Origin of the sequence: Pandoraea captiosa, from assembly GCF_902459775.1 — a bacterium.
Classification (GTDB): domain Bacteria; phylum Pseudomonadota; class Gammaproteobacteria; order Burkholderiales; family Burkholderiaceae; genus Pandoraea; species Pandoraea captiosa.
In genome coordinates this window covers 39,392-60,380 of the sequence record NZ_CABPSQ010000018.1, presented here as the reverse complement: position 1 = coordinate 60,380, position 20,989 = coordinate 39,392, and the positions used below count along the sequence as shown (strand labels likewise).

16 protein-coding genes and 1 pseudogene are annotated in these 20,989 nt (G+C 63.0%); 14 read left to right on the top strand and 3 right to left on the bottom strand.

Annotation, left to right across the window (positions count from 1 at the left end; genetic code table 11):
- Positions 1–152, bottom strand: a pseudogene (locus PCA31118_RS25505) (allantoicase); the annotation flags it as partial.
- Between the two features lie 190 nt (positions 153–342).
- Positions 343–1,668, bottom strand: a complete 1,326-nt coding sequence (locus PCA31118_RS25500) for a C4-dicarboxylate transporter DctA (protein ID WP_150627731.1) — start codon at positions 1,666–1,668, stop codon at positions 343–345.
- 463 nt (positions 1,669–2,131) lie between these two features.
- Here PCA31118_RS25500 and PCA31118_RS25495 point away from each other — a divergent pair, with 463 nt between their 5' ends.
- The 8 genes from PCA31118_RS25495 to PCA31118_RS25460 all read left to right on the top strand — a co-directional run bounded on the left by PCA31118_RS25495 (position 2,132) and on the right by PCA31118_RS25460 (position 12,037).
- The gene (locus PCA31118_RS25495; protein WP_150627730.1) at positions 2,132–2,899 is read left to right on the top strand and encodes an SDR family NAD(P)-dependent oxidoreductase; all 768 of its coding nucleotides are present in this window, start codon (positions 2,132–2,134) and stop codon (positions 2,897–2,899) included.
- Between the two features lies 1 nt (position 2,900).
- Complete coding sequence (treF, locus tag PCA31118_RS25490) at positions 2,901–4,514, top strand: alpha,alpha-trehalase TreF (RefSeq protein WP_217431297.1); 1,614 nt, start codon at positions 2,901–2,903, stop codon at positions 4,512–4,514.
- 128 nt (positions 4,515–4,642) lie between these two features.
- Positions 4,643–5,404 (top strand): FadR/GntR family transcriptional regulator, encoded by a 762-nt coding sequence (locus PCA31118_RS25485; protein WP_150627729.1) that lies wholly within the window; start codon positions 4,643–4,645, stop codon positions 5,402–5,404.
- A gap of 194 nt (positions 5,405–5,598) precedes the next feature.
- Positions 5,599–6,744, top strand: coding sequence for a glutamine-hydrolyzing carbamoyl-phosphate synthase small subunit (gene carA, locus PCA31118_RS25480; RefSeq protein ID WP_150627728.1), 1,146 nt, complete (start codon positions 5,599–5,601; stop codon positions 6,742–6,744).
- Positions 6,745–6,790: 46 nt separating this feature from the next.
- The gene (gene leuE, locus PCA31118_RS25475) at positions 6,791–7,462 is read left to right on the top strand and encodes a leucine efflux protein LeuE (protein WP_150627727.1); all 672 of its coding nucleotides are present in this window, start codon (positions 6,791–6,793) and stop codon (positions 7,460–7,462) included.
- 18 nt (positions 7,463–7,480) lie between these two features.
- A complete protein-coding gene (gene carB, locus PCA31118_RS25470; RefSeq protein ID WP_150627726.1) occupies positions 7,481–10,723 on the top strand; it encodes a carbamoyl-phosphate synthase large subunit in 3,243 nt (1,080 codons plus the stop codon).
- 326 nt (positions 10,724–11,049) lie between these two features.
- Positions 11,050–11,526, top strand: a complete 477-nt coding sequence (gene greA / locus PCA31118_RS25465; RefSeq protein ID WP_044456400.1) for a transcription elongation factor GreA — start codon at positions 11,050–11,052, stop codon at positions 11,524–11,526.
- Positions 11,510–12,037, top strand: coding sequence for a DUF4149 domain-containing protein (locus PCA31118_RS25460; protein ID WP_150627725.1), 528 nt, complete (start codon positions 11,510–11,512; stop codon positions 12,035–12,037). The genes greA and PCA31118_RS25460 overlap by 17 nt, the downstream gene beginning before the upstream one ends.
- 179 nt (positions 12,038–12,216) lie before the next feature.
- On the opposite strand, the gene yhbY is transcribed toward PCA31118_RS25460, so the two are convergent.
- On the bottom strand, positions 12,217–12,717 hold the full coding sequence (gene yhbY, locus PCA31118_RS25455; RefSeq protein WP_150627724.1) for a ribosome assembly RNA-binding protein YhbY: 501 nt from the start codon (positions 12,715–12,717) through the stop codon (positions 12,217–12,219).
- 158 nt (positions 12,718–12,875) lie between these two features.
- Here yhbY and PCA31118_RS25450 point away from each other — a divergent pair, with 158 nt between their 5' ends.
- The 6 genes from PCA31118_RS25450 (at position 12,876) to pstC (ending at position 20,988) form a co-directional block, all read left to right on the top strand.
- Entirely contained in the window at positions 12,876–13,526 is a 651-nt protein-coding gene (locus PCA31118_RS25450) for an RlmE family RNA methyltransferase (RefSeq protein ID WP_044456397.1), read from the top strand.
- Positions 13,527–13,645: 119 nt separating this feature from the next.
- The gene (gene ftsH / locus PCA31118_RS25445) at positions 13,646–15,520 is read left to right on the top strand and encodes an ATP-dependent zinc metalloprotease FtsH (RefSeq protein ID WP_044456396.1); all 1,875 of its coding nucleotides are present in this window, start codon (positions 13,646–13,648) and stop codon (positions 15,518–15,520) included.
- A 549-nt stretch (positions 15,521–16,069) separates the two neighbouring features.
- Complete coding sequence (gene folP / locus PCA31118_RS25440; protein ID WP_246190435.1) at positions 16,070–16,849, top strand: dihydropteroate synthase; 780 nt, start codon at positions 16,070–16,072, stop codon at positions 16,847–16,849.
- A 131-nt stretch (positions 16,850–16,980) separates the two neighbouring features.
- A complete protein-coding gene (gene glmM / locus PCA31118_RS25435; RefSeq protein ID WP_150627723.1) occupies positions 16,981–18,324 on the top strand; it encodes a phosphoglucosamine mutase in 1,344 nt (447 codons plus the stop codon).
- A 514-nt stretch (positions 18,325–18,838) separates the two neighbouring features.
- A complete protein-coding gene (pstS, locus tag PCA31118_RS25430) occupies positions 18,839–19,873 on the top strand; it encodes a phosphate ABC transporter substrate-binding protein PstS (protein ID WP_044456394.1) in 1,035 nt (344 codons plus the stop codon).
- 140 nt (positions 19,874–20,013) lie between these two features.
- A complete protein-coding gene (gene pstC / locus PCA31118_RS25425; protein WP_044456393.1) occupies positions 20,014–20,988 on the top strand; it encodes a phosphate ABC transporter permease PstC in 975 nt (324 codons plus the stop codon).
- The last annotated feature ends 1 nt before the right edge of the window (position 20,989 follow it).

The window sequence follows — 20,989 nt, the reverse complement described above, 5'->3', positions numbered from 1 at the left end:
AAGACGGCAGGCTCGGGGTTGAGCATGCGCTCCTTGGCCGCAAAGAATTCGTCGCTGGCGACGAGCGCCTGGGCGCCCAGACGCGGGTCGGCCAGATTGACGTAACGGCGCACGAATTCCGGTGCGTTCGGGTCTTGCGGGGCGAGGGCCATGTTGCGAATCACTCCAGATGAAGATGCCGACGCGTCATCGAGTTTGCGTCGGCAGAAAAGACTTGGCTTGCGATGAGGACCACGGCGCACGCCATGATCCTCAGGGGGCTCGGCACGATGCTCGGTGCCAAATGGTCAATGCGTTATCTCGACCTTATCAAGACGCTATCAACGCATCATCAACGCATCATCAACGAGTCAGGGCCGCATTGGCCGGTGCCGCTTCAACGCCGTCTTCGGACGGCGCGATCGGCTCGTACGGCAGCAGACCGTCGAGTACTTTGTGCGCTCGGGCAAAGTCGACATCCTTCTCCCATGCCGCCACGACGAGCGTTGCCACGCAATTGCCCAGCAGGTTCGTGATGGCGCGCGCAATGCCCACGAACCAGTCCACCGGCAGGATGAGTACGAGACCGATCACGGGGATGGCGGGAATGGCGGCAAGCGTGGCCGCCAGAATCACGATGGCCGATCCCGGAATGCCGTGCGCGCCCTTGGAGGTCAGCAGCGATACCAGCACCACGAGAATGAGGTCGTGCGTGGACAGCGGCGTATTCGTCGCCTGCGCAATGAAGATGACCGCCAGCGTCAGGTAGATCGAGAAGCCGTCGAGATTGAAGGAGTAGCCCGTCGGCACGACCAGACCCACCGTCGATTTCTTGATGCCCATCCACTCGAGCTTGCGCATGATGGTAGGCAGCACGGCGTCGGACGATGCGGTGCCCAGCACGATGGACAACTCTTCCCGGAAATACTTGATGAACTTGAAGATGTTGAAACCCGCCAGGCGCAGCACGCCGCCCAGCACCACGGTCACGAAGACGAAGCAGCTCGCGTAGAACACGAGCACCAGCAAGCTCAGTTGCTTGAGCGACGATGCGCCGTATTTGCCGGTCGTGAACGCCACGGCCCCGAGCACACCCAGCGGCGCGAGGCGGATGATGAAAGCCATCACGCGGAAGAAGACGTGGCTCAGGTCTTCGATGAAGCGCGCCACCGGACGACCGCGTTCGCCCAATGCCGCCAGGGCGCATCCGAACATCACCGAGAACACCAGAATCTGGAGGATGTCGCCCTTGGCGAACGCATCCGTAATGGTGTTGGGAATGATCTTGAGCAGGAAGCCCGCCGTGTCTTTCAGGCTCTTGGCGTTCTCGGCATACGCCGCCATCGAACTCGCGTCGAGGGTACGAACGTCGATGTTCATGCCCGCGCCGGGGCGGGTGACCCACGCGAGCACGGCGCCGATGACCAGCGCGAAGGTCGTAATGATTTCGAAGTAGATGATGGCCTTGACGCCGACACGACCGACCTTGCGCAAGTCGCCCGCGCTGGCCATTCCGCTCACGACCACGCAGAACACGATCGGGCCGATCACCATCTTGATGAGCTTCAGAAAGCCGTCGCCCAACGGACGCAACGACTCTCCCAACTGCGGAAACCAGATGCCTAGCGCCACACCCACAACCAACGCAATGACGACTCGGCCAAACAACGAACGGAACAGCTTGGGCATGGTTTGTCTCCTCTGCCTGCGCAAATCACTCTCTCGGATTTCGCGATCTCAGTATCGAATGGACTGCTCTTGGGGGCTGATTCTGTACAGCGATACAGCGGTAAGGCGGCTTGCAGATGCTGCATGGCGACGTGTGACATCGCCCACACCAGCGTCCATCAGGATATGTCGACAAGTCATACCGGTCTGACCAGTGGTGTTATGGAGAATATTAGAAAGCCAATATAGTGAGGTCAAGCGATGTCGTTTGAGGGGAATCCCTAGGGCGCGAGGTTTCGCTGCGCTATGCGCCCGACGGTGGTGTATTGGCGCGGAAGTCCTTGTTTTACTGGGTGAATCCGCCGAAATTCTCGTGAACTTCGCATTCTCCCGTGGGGTCGCACTGGCATCTGACGCGCCGTCGGGATCGCAGGAAAGGTGCCGCGAGCGCGCAGATTCCCAAGGCAAACTTCAGGGAGGCGCCATGCGAATGCAAGACATGGTGGTACTCGTGACCGGCAGCGCGCAGGGCATCGGTCGTGCCATCGCCGTTCGTCTCGCGCAGGAGGGGGCGCGCATCGTGGTGGAAGACCGCCTCGACAGCGCGATGGCCGAGCAGACCCTCGATGCCGTGCGAGCGACGGGCAGCGACGGTTGCGTGATTGCGGGCGATGTCGGGCGCGTGGATGACGATCGTGCCGTCATCGAACGGGCCGTTGCGCAGATGGGGCGCATCGACGTGCTGGTCAACAACGCCGGGGTGGAGCGTCGCGCCGCATTTCTTGACGTGACCGAAGCCGACTACGATCTCGTCATGAACGTCAATCTGAAAGGGGCGTTCTTTCTCACGCAAGCGTTTGTCAGGCACTTGCGGGAGACGAAGCGCGGCGGGCGTATCGTCAACGTCAGCTCGGTGCATGAGGAATTGCCGTTCCCGCACTTCACCAGCTATTGCGCGAGCAAGGGCGGCATGAAGATGATGATGCGCAATCTCGCCGTCGAACTCGCGCCGCTCGGCATCACGGTGAACAACGTCGCCCCGGGCGCCGTTGGCACACCAATCAATCAGCAACTGCTCGCCGACAAGGCGCAACTCGCCGCGTTGGTGGCGAACATTCCGCTCGGACGCCTCGCCAATCCCGCCGAGATCGCCAATGCCGTGCTGTTCCTCGCCTCGCCGGAATCCAGCTACGTGACCGGCACGACGCTGTTCGTCGACGGCGGACTGCTGTGGAACTACGCGGAGCAATGACATGACGGATACCGCGCAGCGCACCTTGGCTCAGGGCGGCATGACGCCCGACGTCGCCCACAGCGCGCCATCCGACGTGCTCACGCCCGCCGATCGCTATGGGGAACTCTTCGTGGCGGTTCAGTCCCAGCGTATTTTTCCGGACAGCAAGACGTTCGTGGATTGCGCACCGTTGCGCGCGCCGCAGGAGATCATGCGCCGGTATCGTGACGACGCGGCTAAGCCCGGCTTCGATCTTGCGCAATTCGTGGCGTCGCACTTCACGCTGGAGCGCACGCCGCCAAGCGCCTATATCGCCGACCCGGCGCAGGGGCTGGCGGCGCATATCGACGGTCTTTGGGACGTGCTCACGCGCCAGCCCGACGCGCATCCGGCCGACAGTTCGCTGCTGCCGTTGCCGCGCGCCTATGTCGTGCCCGGCGGACGCTTCCACGAACTCTATTACTGGGACTCCTATTTCACGATGCTCGGGCTCGCGCACAGCGGCCGTCACGACCTGCTCGTGAGCATGGCGGACAATTTCTCCTTCCTCATCGATACGTACGGCCATATTCCAAACGGCAACCGCACTTACTATCTGAGCCGTTCGCAGCCACCGGTATATGCGCTGATGGTGGCGCTTTTCGAATCGCACGGTGTGGCGCGCGCGTTGCGTTATCTGCCGCATCTGCGTCGGGAATACGACTATTGGATGGAAGGCGAGGCGTCGCTCGGGCGAGGAGATGCGTATCGCCACCTCGTGCGTTTGCCCGACGGCGCATTGCTCAATCGCTACTGGGACGAGCGTGAAACGCCGCGTGAGGAGGGCTATCTGGAGGATGTGACGACAGCGCTCGATGCGCCGCTTCGTCGCGCCGGAGAGGTTTATCGGGATCTGCGAGCCGGCGCGGCCTCGGGCTGGGACTTCAGTTCGCGATGGCTCGCAAACGCCAACGATCTGTCGTCCATCCGCACGACGGCGATTCTGCCAGTCGACCTGAACAGCTTTCTGTATGCCGCAGAGACGCAGATCGCCAGGCTCAGCGAGGCGGGCGGCGATACGGATACGGCGCGCGCGTTCGCCTTGCGCGCACAGGCGCGACGCGATGCCATGACCCGTTACCTCTGGGCGGATGCGCAGGCGGCGTTCGTCGACTACGACTGGCAACTGGGCGCGCCGCGCCCGCAATTGTCCGCAGCGATGGCCGCGCCGTTGTTCGTCGGGCTGGCGTCGCGCGAGCAGGCGCACCGCTCGGCGGCCACGATGGCGCAGCGCATGCTGGCCGCCGGTGGGCTGCGCACGACCGAGACCTCCAGTCTTCAGCAATGGGACCCGCCCAACGGCTGGGCGCCGCTGCAATGGATCGGCATCCATGGACTGCGCAAGTATGGCGAACACCGGCTCGCGAACGACATCGCGCATCGGTGGTTGTGCACGGTCAGTTCGCTGTACGCGCGTGAGAGCAAGCTGGTGGAGAAGTACTCCCTGCATACGAGCGATGCCATGAGCGCGAGCGGCGGTGGCGGCGGGGAGTACCCGCTGCAGGATGGGTTCGGATGGACCAATGGGGTGGTGCGTCGCCTGCTGGGCGAGCATCCGGATCACCATGCGCATCGGGTGAGAGCCCGGGACTAGTGCGCGTCGGTGTTCGGTGGCGCTCCCGTGGGGCGGGGCTTCTACGGCCGCGAGGGCATGCTCGCGTGACGGGAAATTTGGCGTCGTACAATGCGCCATACGCACATTTGCATTTCCTGTGAGGCCCCATGAAGCATTCGGCGCATGCCGTAACCGACGCCGCCGTCGCCACGATTCGCGAACGTATCGAACGTCAGGTCTATCCGGCCGGTGCGATGCTGCCCTCGCAACGTCAACTCGCCGAGGAACTCTCGATCAGCCGCGCCTCGCTGCGCGAAGCCCTGTCGACGCTCGAAGCGCTCGGTATGGTGGCGATACGCCCCGGCAAGGGCGTGTACGTGAATGACGCATCGGCGCGCATCGGTGTCGCCTGGCGCTTTGCGGACCAGATCTCGCTCGCAGATACCTACCAGTTGCGCTACGCCCTGGAGGGCTTCGCCGCCCGGCTCGCGGCGCTCGCGGCCAGCGGCAGCGAGATCGAGTGGCTCACCGACAACGTCGAATCGATGAAGGGCGCGCTCGTCGAGGGCGACGTCGATACGGCTGCCCAACTGGATTTCGCATTTCACTTGCGTATCGTGGGGCTCGCGGGCAACGCGGCCATCGCCGACATTCTGCGCGGCAGTACGGAAATCGTGATGGAAAGCCAGCGTCTGCCGTTCTATCAGCGTGAACTGGTGCTTTCCACCTATCATGAACATCTGGAAATCCTGGACGCCCTAAGACGCCGCGACGGTGCCGCCGCGGGGGCTGCGATGGAGCGTCATATCGTGCTGGCGGCCCAGCGGGCGGGCATTCACTTCCCTATCCCCTCTGCGTATCCGTCTGGCGGCGCCTCGCCCCTCAGGGAGAACGCAGAGCGTACTGGTGCCCCACACGTTCAGCTTTGAGATGAACCGGAAATGCGCTATACTTTGAAGGTTTTAGTCATTTAACCCTCACCCTAGCGCCTACCCGCCTGACATCTCGTCCGCAGTCCGAGCATCCGCTGTGCGCATATTCCGCGCAATTCCGGTGCCCGCGCTGATGTCATCGCGAGCGGACGATGGGGCTGGCAGCAGGGTGAACCCTTCAGGAGTTTCCCGTGCTGCCGTCATTCCCACCCGCCATTCTCGCGCTCGCTGACGGCACGGTCTTTCGTGGGTACGCCATCGGCGCTGCCGGTCACACCATCGGTGAAGTGGTCTTCAATACGGCCATTACCGGCTACCAGGAAATCCTCACCGACCCCAGCTATGCGCGCCAGATCGTCACGCTGACGTATCCGCACATCGGCAACACGGGCGTCAATGGTGAAGACGTCGAAGCCACGAAAGTCCATGCCGCCGGCCTGATCATCAAGGATCTGCCGATCCTCGACTCGAATTTCCGCGCCGACAAGACGCTGTCCCAATACCTGAAGGACGAAGGCGTCGTTGCCATCGCCGGCATCGACACGCGCCGTCTGACCCGAATCCTGCGCGACAAGGGCGCTCAGAACGGCTGCATCCTCGCCGGAGAAGAGGCCGACGAAGCCAAGGCCATCGCACTCGCCCAATCGTTCCCCGGCCTCGCCGGCATGGACCTCGCCAAGGTCGTCTCGACCACGGCGTCGTATTCATGGACCGAGACGGAATGGCGTCTGGGCGAAGGCTACGGCGAGCAGAAAGATCCGAAATTCCACGTGGTCGCGCTCGACTACGGTGTGAAGCGCAACATTCTTCGCATGCTCGCCGAGCGTGGCTGCAAGGTCACCGTGCTGCCTGCGCAGAGCTCGGCCGATGACGTGTTCGCCCTGAACCCGGACGGCGTGTTCCTCTCGAACGGCCCCGGCGACCCGGAGCCGTGCGACTACGCCATCGCCGCCACGCGTACGTTCCTGGAGCGCCGCATTCCGACCTTCGGCATCTGCCTCGGCCACCAGATCATGGGCCTGGCCGTGGGCGCCAAGACGCTCAAGATGAAGACCGGTCACCATGGTGCGAACCACCCGGTGAAGGATCTCGAGACGGGCCGCGTCGTGATCACGTCGCAAAACCACGGCTTCGCGGTGGACGCAAACAGCCTGCCGGCCAACGCGCGTGTCTCGCACGTCTCGCTGTTCGACGGCACGTTGCAGGGCTTCGAGCTGACGGATCGCCCGGCATTCTGCTTCCAGGGTCACCCCGAAGCGTCGCCCGGCCCGCACGACATCGGCTATCTGTTCGACCGCTTCGTCAAGTCGATGGCCGACGCGAAGGCGTCCGCATAAGCGCGCACGCGACGGGATCAGGAAACAGGAAAGGAACACACGCATCATGCTCGGAAACTCGATCGGCATCCTCAACCTCTGGACGTATCTGGCCGGGGTCGTGGTCGTCATTTTGCTGCCGGGACCGAACTCGCTCTACGTGCTCGCCGTGGCCGCACAGCGCGGGGTTCGTCAGGGTTACGCGGGCGCTTGCGGCGTGTTCCTCGGCGACACCATCCTCATGACGCTGTCGGCGGCCGGTGTGGCGTCGCTGTTGCATGCGCAGCCGGCGCTGTTCTTCGTGGTCAAGTACCTCGGCGCCGCCTATCTTTGCTGGATGGGCCTGAACATGCTGCGCGGGGCCATTGCCAACGCTCGTGCTGCCCGCGCCAACCCGGAGGTATCGGCCGTTGCCGCACCGAAGCAGGTCGACGCGGATCAGCCGTTCCGGCGCGCACTGTTCATCAGCCTGCTCAATCCGAAAGCGATCCTGTTCTGCGTGTCGTTTTTCATCCAGTTCGTCGATCCGGACTACGCCTACCCCGCGGTGTCGTTTGCCGTGCTGGGCGTGATCGTGCAGACGTGCAGTTTCCTGTATCTGAGCACGCTGATCCTGGCCGGTTACCGCCTGGCCGAGCACTTCCGGCAACGTCGCCGGTTGAGCGCCGGGGCAACCGGCGGCGTGGGCGCGTTGTTCGTCGGCTTCGGTGTGAAGCTCGCGACCGCGACGCTGAGTTAAATTTTTGTTGAGAACGTTATGCCAAAGCGCACAGACATCAAGAGCATCCTCATCATCGGCGCCGGCCCGATCATCATCGGTCAGGCATGCGAGTTCGATTATTCCGGCGCACAGGCCTGCAAGGCGCTGCGCGAGGAAGGCTACAAGGTCATCCTGATCAACAGCAACCCTGCCACGATCATGACCGACCCGGATACGGCCGATGTCACCTACATCGAGCCGATCACCTGGGAAGTCGTCGAGCGCATCATCGCCAAGGAGCGCCCGGATGCCATTCTTCCGACGATGGGCGGCCAGACCGCGCTGAACTGCGCGCTCGACCTGCATCGTCACGGCGTGCTCGACAAGTACAAGGTCGAGCTGATCGGTGCGTCGCCGGAAGCCATCGACAAGGCTGAAGACCGTCAGAAGTTCAAGGACGCGATGACCAAGATCGGTCTCGGTTCGGCCAAGTCGGGCATCGCTCACTCGATGGAAGAGGCGCTGGCGGTGCAGGCGCAGATCGTTGCCGAAATCGGTGGCAGCGGCTATCCGATGGTGATTCGTCCGTCGTTCACCCTCGGCGGCTCGGGCGGCGGTATCGCCTACAACCGCGAAGAGTTCGAAGAGATCTGCAAGCGCGGTCTCGACCTCTCGCCCACGCGCGAACTGCTCATTGAGGAGTCGCTGCTGGGCTGGAAGGAGTTCGAGATGGAAGTCGTGCGCGACCGCGCCGACAACTGCATCATCGTGTGCTCGATCGAGAACCTCGACCCGATGGGCGTGCACACGGGCGACTCGATTACCGTGGCCCCCGCGCAGACGCTGACCGACAAGGAATACCAGCTGCTGCGTAACGCGTCGCTCGCCGTGCTGCGCGAGATCGGCGTGGAGACGGGCGGTTCGAACGTGCAGTTCTCGATCAACCCGAAGGACGGCCGTATGGTCGTCATCGAGATGAACCCGCGCGTGTCGCGTTCGTCGGCACTGGCCTCGAAGGCCACCGGCTTCCCGATCGCCAAGGTCGCAGCCAAGCTGGCCGTGGGTTATACGCTCGACGAATTGCGCAACGAAATTACGGGCGGTGCAACGCCGGCGTCGTTCGAGCCGACGATCGATTACGTGGTGACCAAGGTGCCGCGTTTCGCCTTCGAGAAGTTCCGTGAAGCCGATGCCCGCCTGACCACGCAGATGAAGTCGGTCGGCGAAGTGATGGCCATGGGTCGCACGTTCCAGGAATCGTTCCAGAAGGCCATGCGTGGTCTGGAAGTCGGAGTGGACGGTCTGGACGAAAAGTCGACCGACCGCGACGAAATCGTGGCCGAAATTGGCGAGCCGGGCCCGGACCGTATCTGGTATGTGGGCGACGCCTTCCGTCTGGGCATGAGCCTCGAAGAGGTGTACGCCGAGACCGCCATCGATCCGTGGTTCCTCGCCCAGCTCGAAGCCATCGTCAAGAAGGAAAAGGCGCTCGCCGGTCGTACGCTGGAAAGTCTGTCGACCGAAGAGCTGCGCTTCCTGAAGCAGAGCGGCTTCTCGGATCGTCGTCTGGCCAAGCTGCTGGGCACCGATCAGACTGCCGTTCGCAAGGCGCGTATCGCCCGGAAGGTGCGCCCGGTCTACAAGCGTGTGGACACCTGCGCGGCCGAATTCTCGACGAACACCGCGTACATGTACTCGACCTATGAGGAAGAGTGCGAAGCCCAGCCGACCGACAAGAAGAAGATCATGGTGTTGGGCGGTGGCCCGAACCGTATCGGTCAGGGTATCGAGTTCGACTATTGCTGCGTGCATGCCGCGCTCGCGCTGCGCGAAGACGGGTACGAGACCATCATGGTCAACTGCAACCCGGAAACGGTGTCGACGGACTACGACACGTCTGATCGCCTGTACTTCGAACCGGTGACGCTCGAAGACGTGCTGGAAATCGTCGACCTGGAAAAGCCGGTCGGCGTGATCGTCCAATATGGCGGTCAGACCCCGCTGAAGCTCGCGCTCGATCTCGAAGCGAACGGTGTGCCGATCATCGGCACGAGCCCGGACATGATCGACGCCGCAGAAGACCGCGAGCGCTTCCAGAAGCTGCTGCAGGACCTCGGACTGCGTCAGCCGCCGAACCGTACGGCCCGCGCCGAAGACGAAGCCCTCAAGCTCGCGGCCGAGATCGGCTATCCGCTGGTCGTTCGCCCGTCGTACGTGCTGGGCGGTCGCGCGATGGAGATCGTGCACGAGCCGCGTGATCTGGAGCGCTACATGCGCGAGGCCGTCAAGGTGAGCAACGACAGCCCGGTGCTGCTCGATCGCTTCCTCGACGACGCCATCGAATGCGACGTCGACTGCATTTCGGACGGCAAGGACGTCTACATCGGCGGCGTGATGGAGCACATCGAACAGGCGGGCGTTCACTCGGGCGACTCGGCTTGCTCGCTGCCGCCGTACTCGCTGTCGGCCGAGACCATTGCCGAGCTCAAGCGTCAGACGGCCGAGATGGCCAAGGCGCTGAACGTGGTCGGCCTGATGAACGTGCAGTTCGCGATTCAGCAAGGCAACGGCGTCGACACGATCTATGTGCTGGAAGTGAACCCGCGCGCCTCGCGTACGGTGCCGTACGTGTCGAAGGCGACCGGCCGTCAGCTGGCCAAGATCGCCGCGCGTGCGATGGCCGGGCAGTCGCTCACGTCGCAGGGCGTGAACGGCGAGGTCGTGCCGCCGTACTACAGCGTCAAGGAAGCGGTGTTCCCGTTCGTGAAGTTCCCGGGTGTCGATCCGGTGCTCGGACCGGAAATGCGCTCGACGGGCGAAGTGATGGGCGTGGGCCGTACGTTCGGCGAAGCGCTCTTCAAGTCGCAACTCGCGGCCGGCTCGCGCCTGCCTGCGTCGGGTACGGTGTTGCTTACGGTCAAGGATGCGGACAAGCCGCGTGCCGTCGAAGTCGCCCGCATGTTGCACGCGCTGGGCTACCCGATCGTCGCCACGCGCGGCACGGCCGCAGCGATCGAAGCCGCCGGTATTCCTGTGCGTGTGGTCAACAAGGTGAAGGACGGCCGTCCGCACATTGTCGACATGATCAAGAACGGCGAAATCGCGCTGGTGTTCACCACGGTGGACGAAACCCGCACCGCGATTGCCGATTCGCGCTCGATCCGCATGTCGGCACAGGCACATAAGGTCACGTATTACACGACGATCTCAGGTGCCCGCGCCGCCGTGGAAGGCCTGAAGTACCTGCAAAACCTTGAGGTCTACGACCTTCAGGGGCTGCACGCGCAATTGCCGGCCTAAGCTCGAGTCAGTTGGAGCCAGCTGGCGGATTGCGGCAGGTGAGCTCGGGGCGAGGGGCAGTTGCCGCCGTCCCGGGCAAAGACGCAAAACAAATGGCGCGCCCGTTGGGGAACTGATCCCCGTCAGGCGCGCCAAATGCTTTAAACGCGCACCGAGTGTGCTCTGCATCGGGTGTCGCGCCGCACGACCGGTCCGCCGGTTGGCAGCGACGGCAACTCTGCTACACTAGCGCAACACAGGTGTCACAGCCGCGGTCGAGCGGCGTTCGCAAAAAGTGCGAATGCGGCTTAGCTGCGGCAATTTTTTTGTCTTTCGGAACAACGCGCATGAGTACCATTCCTCTGACCAAGCGGGGCGCTGAGCTGCTCAAGGAAGAGCTGCACCGCCTGAAGACCGTCGAACGTCCGAACGTGATCACTGCCATTGCTGAAGCCCGTGCGCAGGGCGATCTGTCGGAAAATGCGGAGTATGACGCCGCAAAGGAAAAGCAGGGCTTTATCGAAGGTCGCATTGCCGATCTGGAATCGAAGCTCTCGGCAGCGCAGATCATCGACCCGGCGGCGCTCGACGCCGAGGGCCGTGTGGTCTTCGCTGCGACCGTCGAACTCGAAGACCTCGAGAACGGCGGCACGGTCGAGTATCAAATCGTCGGTGACGACGAGGCGGACCTGGAGCACGGCAAGATTTCGGTGAGTTCGCCGATCGCCCGTGCATTGATCGGTAAGTACGCAGGCGATGTGGCCGAAGTGCAGGCCCCGAGCGGCGTGCGCGAGTACGAGATCATCGATGTCCGCTACGTCTGATGTGACGTCTGACGTGAGGTCTGCCGGCAGCGTGCCGCGGCTCGAACGTCTGTTCCGCCTGATCGCGACCCTTTGGTGCGGCAGCCAGTGGGCCATCGGTTACCTCGTGGCCCCTACGCTTTTCGCCGTACTTGAGTCTCGCATGGTGGCCGGCACGGTCGCCGGGCGACTGTTTCACACACAGGCCTGGCTGAGTCTGGTCTGTGGCGTGCTGCTGGTCTGGCTGGCAACGGCGCTCATCTCGCGTACGGCCGATGCGTCGGTGGCGCGTAGCTATCGGGCGCTGCGCTGGCTGGCAGTGGCGATGATGGTTTGCGTGCTGATCAGTTCGTTCGGTTTGCAGCCTTTCATGGCGCAACTGCGCGAGCAGGCGGAAGCATCCGGCGTCGACATTGGTCAATCGGCCTATGCCGCACGTTTTGGCATGCTTCACGGCATTTCGAGCGGTATCTATCTGCTGCAAAGCCTGCTGGGCATTGCGCTGATCTGGCGGCAGCCGGTGCGCGGCTAAATGCCGCAGCAGCGGGCGGGCACATGCCGGATTCGCTTCCGGCCCATGCCCGGCCCTTGGCCCGGCCCGTGCCCCGCTCATGTCGGACCATGCCAGACCAAAAAAAACGCGCCCGACGATGTCAGGGCGCGTTCTTTTGAGGGCGGGCGGATCGCGTTGCGCGCGTCGCCGTTGGGGACTTAGTCGTTGCGCTGGCGCTTGACGCTGGTCTGACGCTTCTTGGCGCGCTTGACGATGCCGCCAGCCGTCATGCGTTCGTTGCCAGCCACCGTCACCTTCTTGACCGTCGGGCGACGACCGGCGTTGGTGCTGGTCTTGACGACGGTCACGGTGCGCGGGGCACGGCCCTTGACCGTGGTGCCGGTGCCGCCGGACCGGGCGCGAACGGGCGTCGGCTTTTCGTCCGGCGTCGGGCGGTACAGCACCAGCAATTTGCCGATGTGTTGTACGGGCGCCGCACCCAATTGGTCGCAGATGGATTCGTAAATGGCCACGCGTGCGTCACGTTCGTCGCCGAACACCCGCACCTTGATCAGTTCGTGGGCCTTCAGGGCGCCGTCGATTTCCTTGAGCACCGCCGGCGTCAAGCCGTCGGCGCCGATCAGAACGACGGGATTCAGCGCATGGGCGGCAGAGCGCAAGTCGGCGCGTTGCGCCGGGGTCAGGGTCAAAGCGGGCATAGAAGACAGACGAAAGACAGACGAGACAAACGAGTTAGGATGCGCCCGCAACCCGTGGCATTGAGCCTGTTAGACCATCGGCATGTGCCGGCCGGCTAAAGGATTTTGGGCGCGCAAGGGCGTATTATCCTGCAAATTCGCAGTGTTTTTGAAGAATTATGGCAAAAAACCGTTTCAACCACGCGTGGTTGCACGATCACATCAACGATCCCTACGTCAAAATGGCGCAGCGCGAGGGTTATCGCGCCCGCGCAGCCTACAAGCTCAAGGAGATCGACGAACAGGACCGGCTGATCAAGCCCGGTCAGGTCATTGTCGACCTCGGATCGACACCGGGCAGCTGGAGTCAGTACGCGCGTAACAAGCTGGCGGCGGGCAAGCGCGTCGACGGCGGCATCGACGGGACGATCATCGCGCTGGACATTCTGCCGATGGAGCCGATTGCCGACGTCCATTTCCTGCAGGGCGATTTCCGCGAAGACAGCGTGCTCGAACAGCTGGAAGAAATTGTCGCTGGCCGGAAAGTCGACCTTGTAGTTTCTGATATGGCCCCCAACTTGTCCGGTGTGGCGTCGGCCGATGCGGCGCGGATCGAGCATCTATGCGATCTGGCGCTGGATTTTGCACAGCGACACCTGAAACCGGAAGGGGCGTTACTGGTCAAATGTTTCCACGGCAGCGGCTATAGCCAGATTGTCGAAAAATTCAAACACCAGTTCAAAACGGTGGCGCCGCGCAAGCCGAAGGCGTCCCGAGACAAATCCTCCGAAACGTTCATTCTGGGTCGGGGTTTGAAAAAACCGGCTTGATGCCCGTCAAACCAGCGCACTGGCGCTATGGTGGCGGTAGAGAATCACTATAGCGGTGCGCCTGCGAGTGGATTAGAATGAATTCCTGGCGCGAAGCGATTTCATGAAGGAGCAACGCTTTGAACAATAATATGTTTTCCAAAGCGGCGGTGTGGTTAGTCATCGCGCTGGTCTTGTTTACTGTTTTTAAACAGTTCGACAAGCCGCACGTCCAGGAGGGCGTGACGTACTCCCAGTTCATGGACGATGCCAAGAACGGCAAGATCAAGAACGTGGTGGTGCAGGGGCGCAGCCTTCAGGTGACGCCCAGCGACGGCCAGAAATACACCATCGTGTCGCCAGGCGACATCTGGATGGTGGGCGATCTCATGAAGTACGGCGTTCAGGTGTCGGGCAAGGCTGACGATGAACCGAACGTGCTCATGTCCGCCCTTTACTATCTCGGACCTACGTTGCTGATCATCGGCTTCTGGTTCTACATGATGCGACAGATGCAGGGTGGGGGTAAGGGCGGTGCCTTTTCCTTCGGCAAATCCCGCGCGCGCCTCATCGACGAGAATGCCAATCCGGTTACATTTGCCGACGTCGCGGGTTGCGACGAGGCCAAGTATGAAGTCGGCGAACTGGTCGACTTCCTGAAAGATCCGCAAAAATTCCAGAAACTGGGCGGTCGTATTCCGCGCGGCGTGCTGCTCGTCGGCCCGCCGGGAACCGGTAAGACACTGCTCGCGCGTGCCATTGCCGGCGAAGCCAAGGTGCCGTTCTTCAGCATCTCGGGTTCGGACTTTGTGGAAATGTTCGTTGGCGTGGGCGCTGCCCGCGTTCGCGACATGTTCGAAAACGCGAAGAAGCAATCGCCCTGTATCGTGTTCATCGACGAAATCGACGCGGTTGGTCGCCATCGTGGCGCCGGCATGGGCGGCGGTAACGACGAGCGCGAACAGACGTTGAACCAGATGCTGGTCGAGATGGACGGCTTCGAGGCCAACTCGGGCGTGATCGTGATTGCCGCGACCAACCGTTCGGACGTACTCGACAAGGCGCTGCTGCGTCCGGGACGTTTCGACCGTCAGGTCTACGTCGGTTTGCCGGATATCCGTGGCCGCGAGCAAATCCTCAAGGTGCACCTGCGCAAGGTGCCGATCGCGAACGACGTGGACGCCTCGGTCATCGCACGCGGTACGCCGGGTATGTCGGGCGCCGATCTGGCCAACCTGGTCAATGAAGCGGCGTTGTTCGCCGCACGCCGTAACAAGCGCATCGTCGAGATGCTCGACTTCGAAGACGCGAAGGACAAGATCTTCATGGGTCCGGAGCGCAAGTCGGCGGTCATGCGCGACGAAGAGCGCCGTGCCACGGCTTATCACGAGTCGGGTCACGCCGTGGTCGCCATGCTGCTTCCGGGCGCCGATCCGGTGCACAAGGTAACGATCATCCCGCGTGGTTGGGCGCTGGGTCTGACGATGCAGTTGCCGGAGCACGACAAGTACTCGGAGTACCGCGACACGATGCTCACGCAGATCGCCATTCTGTTCGGTGGCCGTGCAGCAGAGGAAGTCTTCATCAACAAGATGTCGACGGGCGCTTCGAACGACTTCGAGCGCGCCACCAAGCTGGCTCGCGACATGGTGACCCGCTACGGTATGTCGGACGCATTGGGCCCGATGGTCTACGTCGATACGGAGCAGGATTCGGTGTTCGGTCGCATGTCGGCCAAGTCGGTGTCGGAAGCCACGCAGCAGAAGGTCGACGCGGAAGTGCGCCGCATTCTGGACGAGCAGTACGCGCTGGCCAAGAAGCTGCTGGAAGACAACCGTTCGAAGGTCGAGTCGATGACCGAAGCCCTGATGGAATGGGAAACGATCGACGGCGAGCAGATCGGCGACATCATGGAAGACCGTCCGCCGCGTCCGCCCAAGGGTGGTCCGACGAATGGCGGTGCTTCGGGTGGCAACCCGCCGCTCAAGCCCAGCAACACCCCGGCGACCGTCTGACGAGCGCCACGACAGGACGACGACGTCCCCTGTCACCCGGAAAGGCCGGCATTTCGCCGGCCTTTTTGCATTCTGATGCCGAACGTCTGCGGCAAGTCCCGTCAGCGCCCGCCGGCCGACCGTTGCACCCGATGGGACGTAACGGTCATAACGGTCGTAACGGTTGTCACGGTCGGCAGGCGAGACCGTGAATTTCGGTGTTACCGAGTGTTTCCGTGGTCGAAGTGACGGACGATTCCGGTAACATTACGGCCATACAGGGCCTCCGGCCCCGCCGGAGCGCCGAGCTTGCGCCGATCCGTCGGCGGGCAGGCGGCCAACGGGCCTTCAAAAGGGGTCTTGATACCGGTCTTCGGGTTTTATTGAGCTACGAGCTTTCGCATGTCCACCGAGCAGTCGCAACCCCATTCTCTTAATGCCCCCAATGCCGTGTCGGCCGACGCGGCACAGGATATCGTCTTGCCGGCGAGTGCCGGGCAGGCCCCGGTCAAACCCGACACGCTGGCGCTGGGACCGCGCTTCCGGCTCGACGCCCGTCGCGTGCATGTCATGGGCATCCTCAACGTGACGCCCGACTCGTTCTCCGATGGCGGCAAGTTCGTCGCACGCGACGCTGCGCTGCGCCATGCCGAACAATTGCTGGCCGACGGCGCGGACATGCTCGACATCGGTGGCGAATCGACCCGTCCCGGCGCCGAAGCCTTGCCGGAAGACGCCGAACTGGCACGTGTCGTGCCGATCGTCGAGGCGTTGCGAGACTGCGGCGTGCCGCTCTCCGTGGATACCTACAAGCCGGGCGTCATGCGTGCGGTGTTGGCCGCGGGTGCCGACATGATCAACGATATCTGGGGATTCCAGCAGCCGGGCGCGATCGATGCCGTGCGAGACAGCGAAGCGGCGCTGTGCATCATGCACATGCTGCACGACCCGAAAACCATGCAGGACGCCCCGATCTACACGGACGTCGTCACCGAAGTGGCCGCGTTTCTCGACGGCCGTGTGGACGCCATGCTCTGCGCCGGTGTGGCGCCCTCGCGTCTTTATCTCGATCCGGGATTCGGTTTTGGCAAGAATCTCGCTCATAATCTCGCCTTGCTCAAGCATTTGCGGGTGCTGTCGCGTGACGGTCTGCCATTGCTCGTTGGTATGTCGCGCAAGCGGATGCTGGGCGAGATCACCGGTCGTCAGACGCCGCAGGAACGCCGGGTGGCGAGCGTTGCAGCCGCCATGTGCGCCGCCGAACGAGGCGCGGCGATCGTGCGGGTGCACGACGTCGCGGAAACCGTCGACGCGCTCAAGGTCTGGCAGGCGGTGCGCGAGGCCGACTGAGGCATTCGCCCCGTCCAGCCCCGGTGTCGCGCTGTACGCGACACGACAAGTACAAGACACAAGGAATGCGCGCGCGAACGGACCCTCAACCGGTTAACCTGCGCGACGCTTCAACTGGGAACGATGCAACGATGAAACGACGCTATTTTGGGACTGATGGAATTCGCGGCACGGTGGGCGAGAGTCCGATTACGCCGGAGTTCGTACTGCGCCTGGGCTACGCGGCAGGGCGCGTGCTGGCGGGCAACCAGACGCTGGGACGTCCCACGGTATTGATCGGCAAGGACACCCGTGTCTCCGGTTACATGCTCGAAGCTGCGCTGGAAGCCGGTTTCGCGGCGGCGGGTGTGGACACCATGCTGGCCGGCCCGATGCCGACACCCGCCGTCGCGTACCTCACCCGGGCGCTTCGTCTGGCGGCCGGTGTCGTGATCAGCGCGTCGCACAATCCGTATCACGACAACGGCATCAAGTTCTTCTCGGCCGACGGCAACAAGCTGCCGGATCAGACCGAGCTGGCCATCGAGGCCGAACTGGACAATCCGATGACCTGCGTGCGCTCCGAGCAACTCGGCAAGGCGCGCCGTCTGGATGACGCCGCCGGTCGCTACATCGAGTTCTGCAAGAGCACCTTCCCGAACGATTTCGATCTGCGTGGCATGAAGATCGTCGTCGATTGCGCCAACGGCGCGGCGTATCACATTGCACCGCACGTGTTCCACGAACTCGGCGCGGAAGTCATCGCCATCGGCAACCAGCCGAATGGTTTCAACATCAACGAGGACTGTGGCGCTACCGCGCCCGACGCACTCATGCGCGCCGTGCGAGCGAACCACGCGGATCTCGGTGTGGCGCTCGATGGGGACGCCGACCGTCTGCAAATCGTGGACAGCGCAGGCCGGCTCTACAACGGCGACGAACTGCTGTATCTGCTGGTAAAGGACCGTCTGAACAACGGCGGTGTGCCGGGGGCAGTCGGTACGCTCATGACCAACATGGCCGTCGAAGTGGCGCTCAAGGAACTGGGCGTGCCGTTCGTGCGCGCGAAGGTCGGCGATCGCTACGTGCTGGAGCAGTTGCACAAGCACGGATGGCAAATCGGTGCGGAGGGTTCCGGCCACATTCTGTGTCTGGACAAGCACACGACGGGCGACGGCATCGTCTCGGCCCTCCAGGTGCTCGCTGCCATCCGCCGTGCGGACAGCAAACCGCTCGCCAGGCTGCTGGAGGGCGTGCGCCTGTTCCCGCAGCACATGATCAACGTACGCACGCCCGCCGGTTACGACTGGCAGGCCGACGCGCGTCTGGCCGCGGAGCGCGAGAGCGTCGAGTCCAAACTGGGCGATTCGGGCCGCGTACTGATCCGCGCGTCGGGCACGGAGCCGGTGTTGCGGGTGATGGTCGAAGCGCGCGACGAGTCGCAGGCTTCCGGCTTTGCCCAACATCTGGCCAACGTGGTCAAGGCGGCGGCCTGATGGCTTGATGGGCTGACCGTTGGCCCCTTGGACCGCTGGACCGCTGGACCGCCGGTCCATCGCTTGACCGACCTATGCGTCGGGCCCTTGCATTTCCCCACCGGCGACGTCCGTTCTGACGTCGCCGCCCCCACCGCCAGGAATCGCCTGGCAACGTCGATCCCTTCAACCTTCCCTCGATAGTAATCCGAGCGCGGCATCGTGCGTTTGTGACAGTGCCCTCGGCGTCGTCAGACGGATTCCGACATCGTTTCGTCACTGTCACAGGGCTGACACAGACCGAAAGCGAGGCCTTTCACGCGTCTGATTTCGATGCGATCCCGCCGAAACCCGCGCCAATCCGAGATTCTTCCGATGCCGTGAGGCACACCGAGCGTCGCATGCAATGTGACGATTTCGAGGCGACTCCGTGACATTCCCATTGTGAGCTTTCGAAAATGACACATTACTGTCACATTCGGAATCTATTCTTCGAGCCATCCACACGCTGTACCACACCAACTCGGAGAGATCCATGAAGCTGATGAAGACTGCGATTGCCGGCCTGGCTGGCGTTCTGTTCGCCGCTGGCGCGATTGCGGGCGAGATTACGGGCGCTGGCAGCACGTTCGCCGCACCGATCTACACCAAGTGGGCTGACGCTTATCAGAAGTCGACCCAGAACAAGGTCAACTACCAGGGCATCGGCTCGTCGGGCGGCATCAAGCAGATTCAGGCAAAGACGGTCGATTTCGCCGGCTCGGACGCCCCGCTGACCGATGAAGAACTCGCCAAACAGGGTCTGTTCCAGTTCCCGACGGTTGTCGGCGGCATCGTGCCGGTCGTGAACGTGCCGGGCGTGAAGCCGGGCGAACTCGTGCTGTCGGGCGAAGTGCTGGGCGACATCTACCTGGGCAAGATCAAGAAGTGGAACGACCCGGCCATCGCCAAGCTCAACCCGAAGGTCAAGCTGCCGGATACCGACATCGCCGTGGTTCGCCGCGCCGACGGTTCGGGCACCAGCTTCGTGTTCACGAACTACCTCTCGAAGGTCAACGCCGAGTGGAAGAGCAAGGTCGGCGAAGGCACCACGGTCAACTGGCCCACGGGCACGGGCGGCAAGGGTAACGACGGCGTCGCGGCCTTCGTGCAGCGTCTGCCGGGCGCCATCGGCTATGTCGAGTCGGCCTACGCCAAGCAGAACAAGCTGACGTACACGGCCCTGACCAACGCCGACGGCAAGACGGTCGAGCCGACCGCCGAGACGTTCGCCGCCGCCGCCGGCAAGGCCGAATGGTCGAAGACGTTCTACCAGATCCTGACGAACGAGAAGGGCGACAAGTCGTGGCCGATCGTGGCAGCGACCTTCGTGCTCGTGCACCAGAAGGCTGACGCCGGCAAGGAAGCGCAAAGCGCCGACGTGCTGAAGTTCTTCGACTGGTCGTTCAAGAACGGCGTGAACACGGCCAAGGAACTGGACTACATCCCGCTGCCGGAAGACGTTCTGAAGCAAATCCGTGCCGGCTGGAAGGCCAAGGTTGCCGAGTCGGCTGCCAAGGCCGGCGTCTAAAGCGCCCTGCAATGAGGCACCCGACGATGCGCATGTGCGGTCTCGGGCGCCTTGATACCGGCATCATCCGCGCCGCCTGCGCCGAAGCCCGAATCATGATCCGGCAACGGCTGGCGGCGCGCTCACGCTGAGACGACATCATGGCAGAAGCCACCAGCCCCCTCGCAACACCGGGCGCACAGCGCGCCCCGTCTTCCGTTGGCGACTTTCTCTTCGCGCTGCTCACCCGCGCCGCCGCCCTCATCACGCTGCTCCTGCTCGGTGGCATCATCGTGTCGCTGATCATCAGCGCGTTGCCGTCGATCGAGAAGTTTGGCTTCGCCTTTCTGTGGACCAAGGACTGGGATCCGCCCGCAGAACAATTCGGCGCGCTCGTGCCCATCTACGGCACGATCGTCACTTCGGTCATCGCCCTGATCATCGCGGTGCCGGTCAGCTTCGGCATCGCCCTGTTTTTGACGGAACTCTCGCCCGTGTGGCTGCGCCGCCCGCTCGGCACCGCCATCGAACTGCTCGCGGCCATTCCGAGCATCGTCTACGGGATGTGGGGCCTGCTGGTCTTCGCCCCGATCTTCAGTCAGTACTTTCAGAAGCCGCTGGGTGCGCTGCTCGGCAACGTGCCGGTCATCGGCGCGCTGTTCCAGGGGCCGCCGCTCGGCATCGGTATCCTGCCCGCCGGCGTGATCCTCGCGATCATGATCATTCCGTACATCGCTTCGGTCATGCGCGACGTGTTCGAAGTCACGCCCGTGCTGCTCAAGGAGTCGGCGTACGGCATCGGCTGCACGACCTGGGAAGTGATGTGGCGCGTGGTGCTGCCCTTTACGAAGACGGGCGTCATCGGCGGCATCATGCTGGGTCTTGGCCGGGCGCTCGGCGAGACCATGGCCGTCACGTTCGTGATCGGCAACACAAACCTGCTCGACAACGTCTCGCTCTACTCGCCGGGCAACAGCATTACCTCGGCGCTGGCCAACGAGTTCGCCGAAGCCGGCCCGGGCCTGCACACGTCGGCCCTGATGGAACTCGGCCTGATCCTGTTCTTCATCACCTTTGTGGTGCTGGCGCTGTCCAAGCTGATGCTGCTGCGCCTCGAGAAAAGCGAAGGTAAATAAT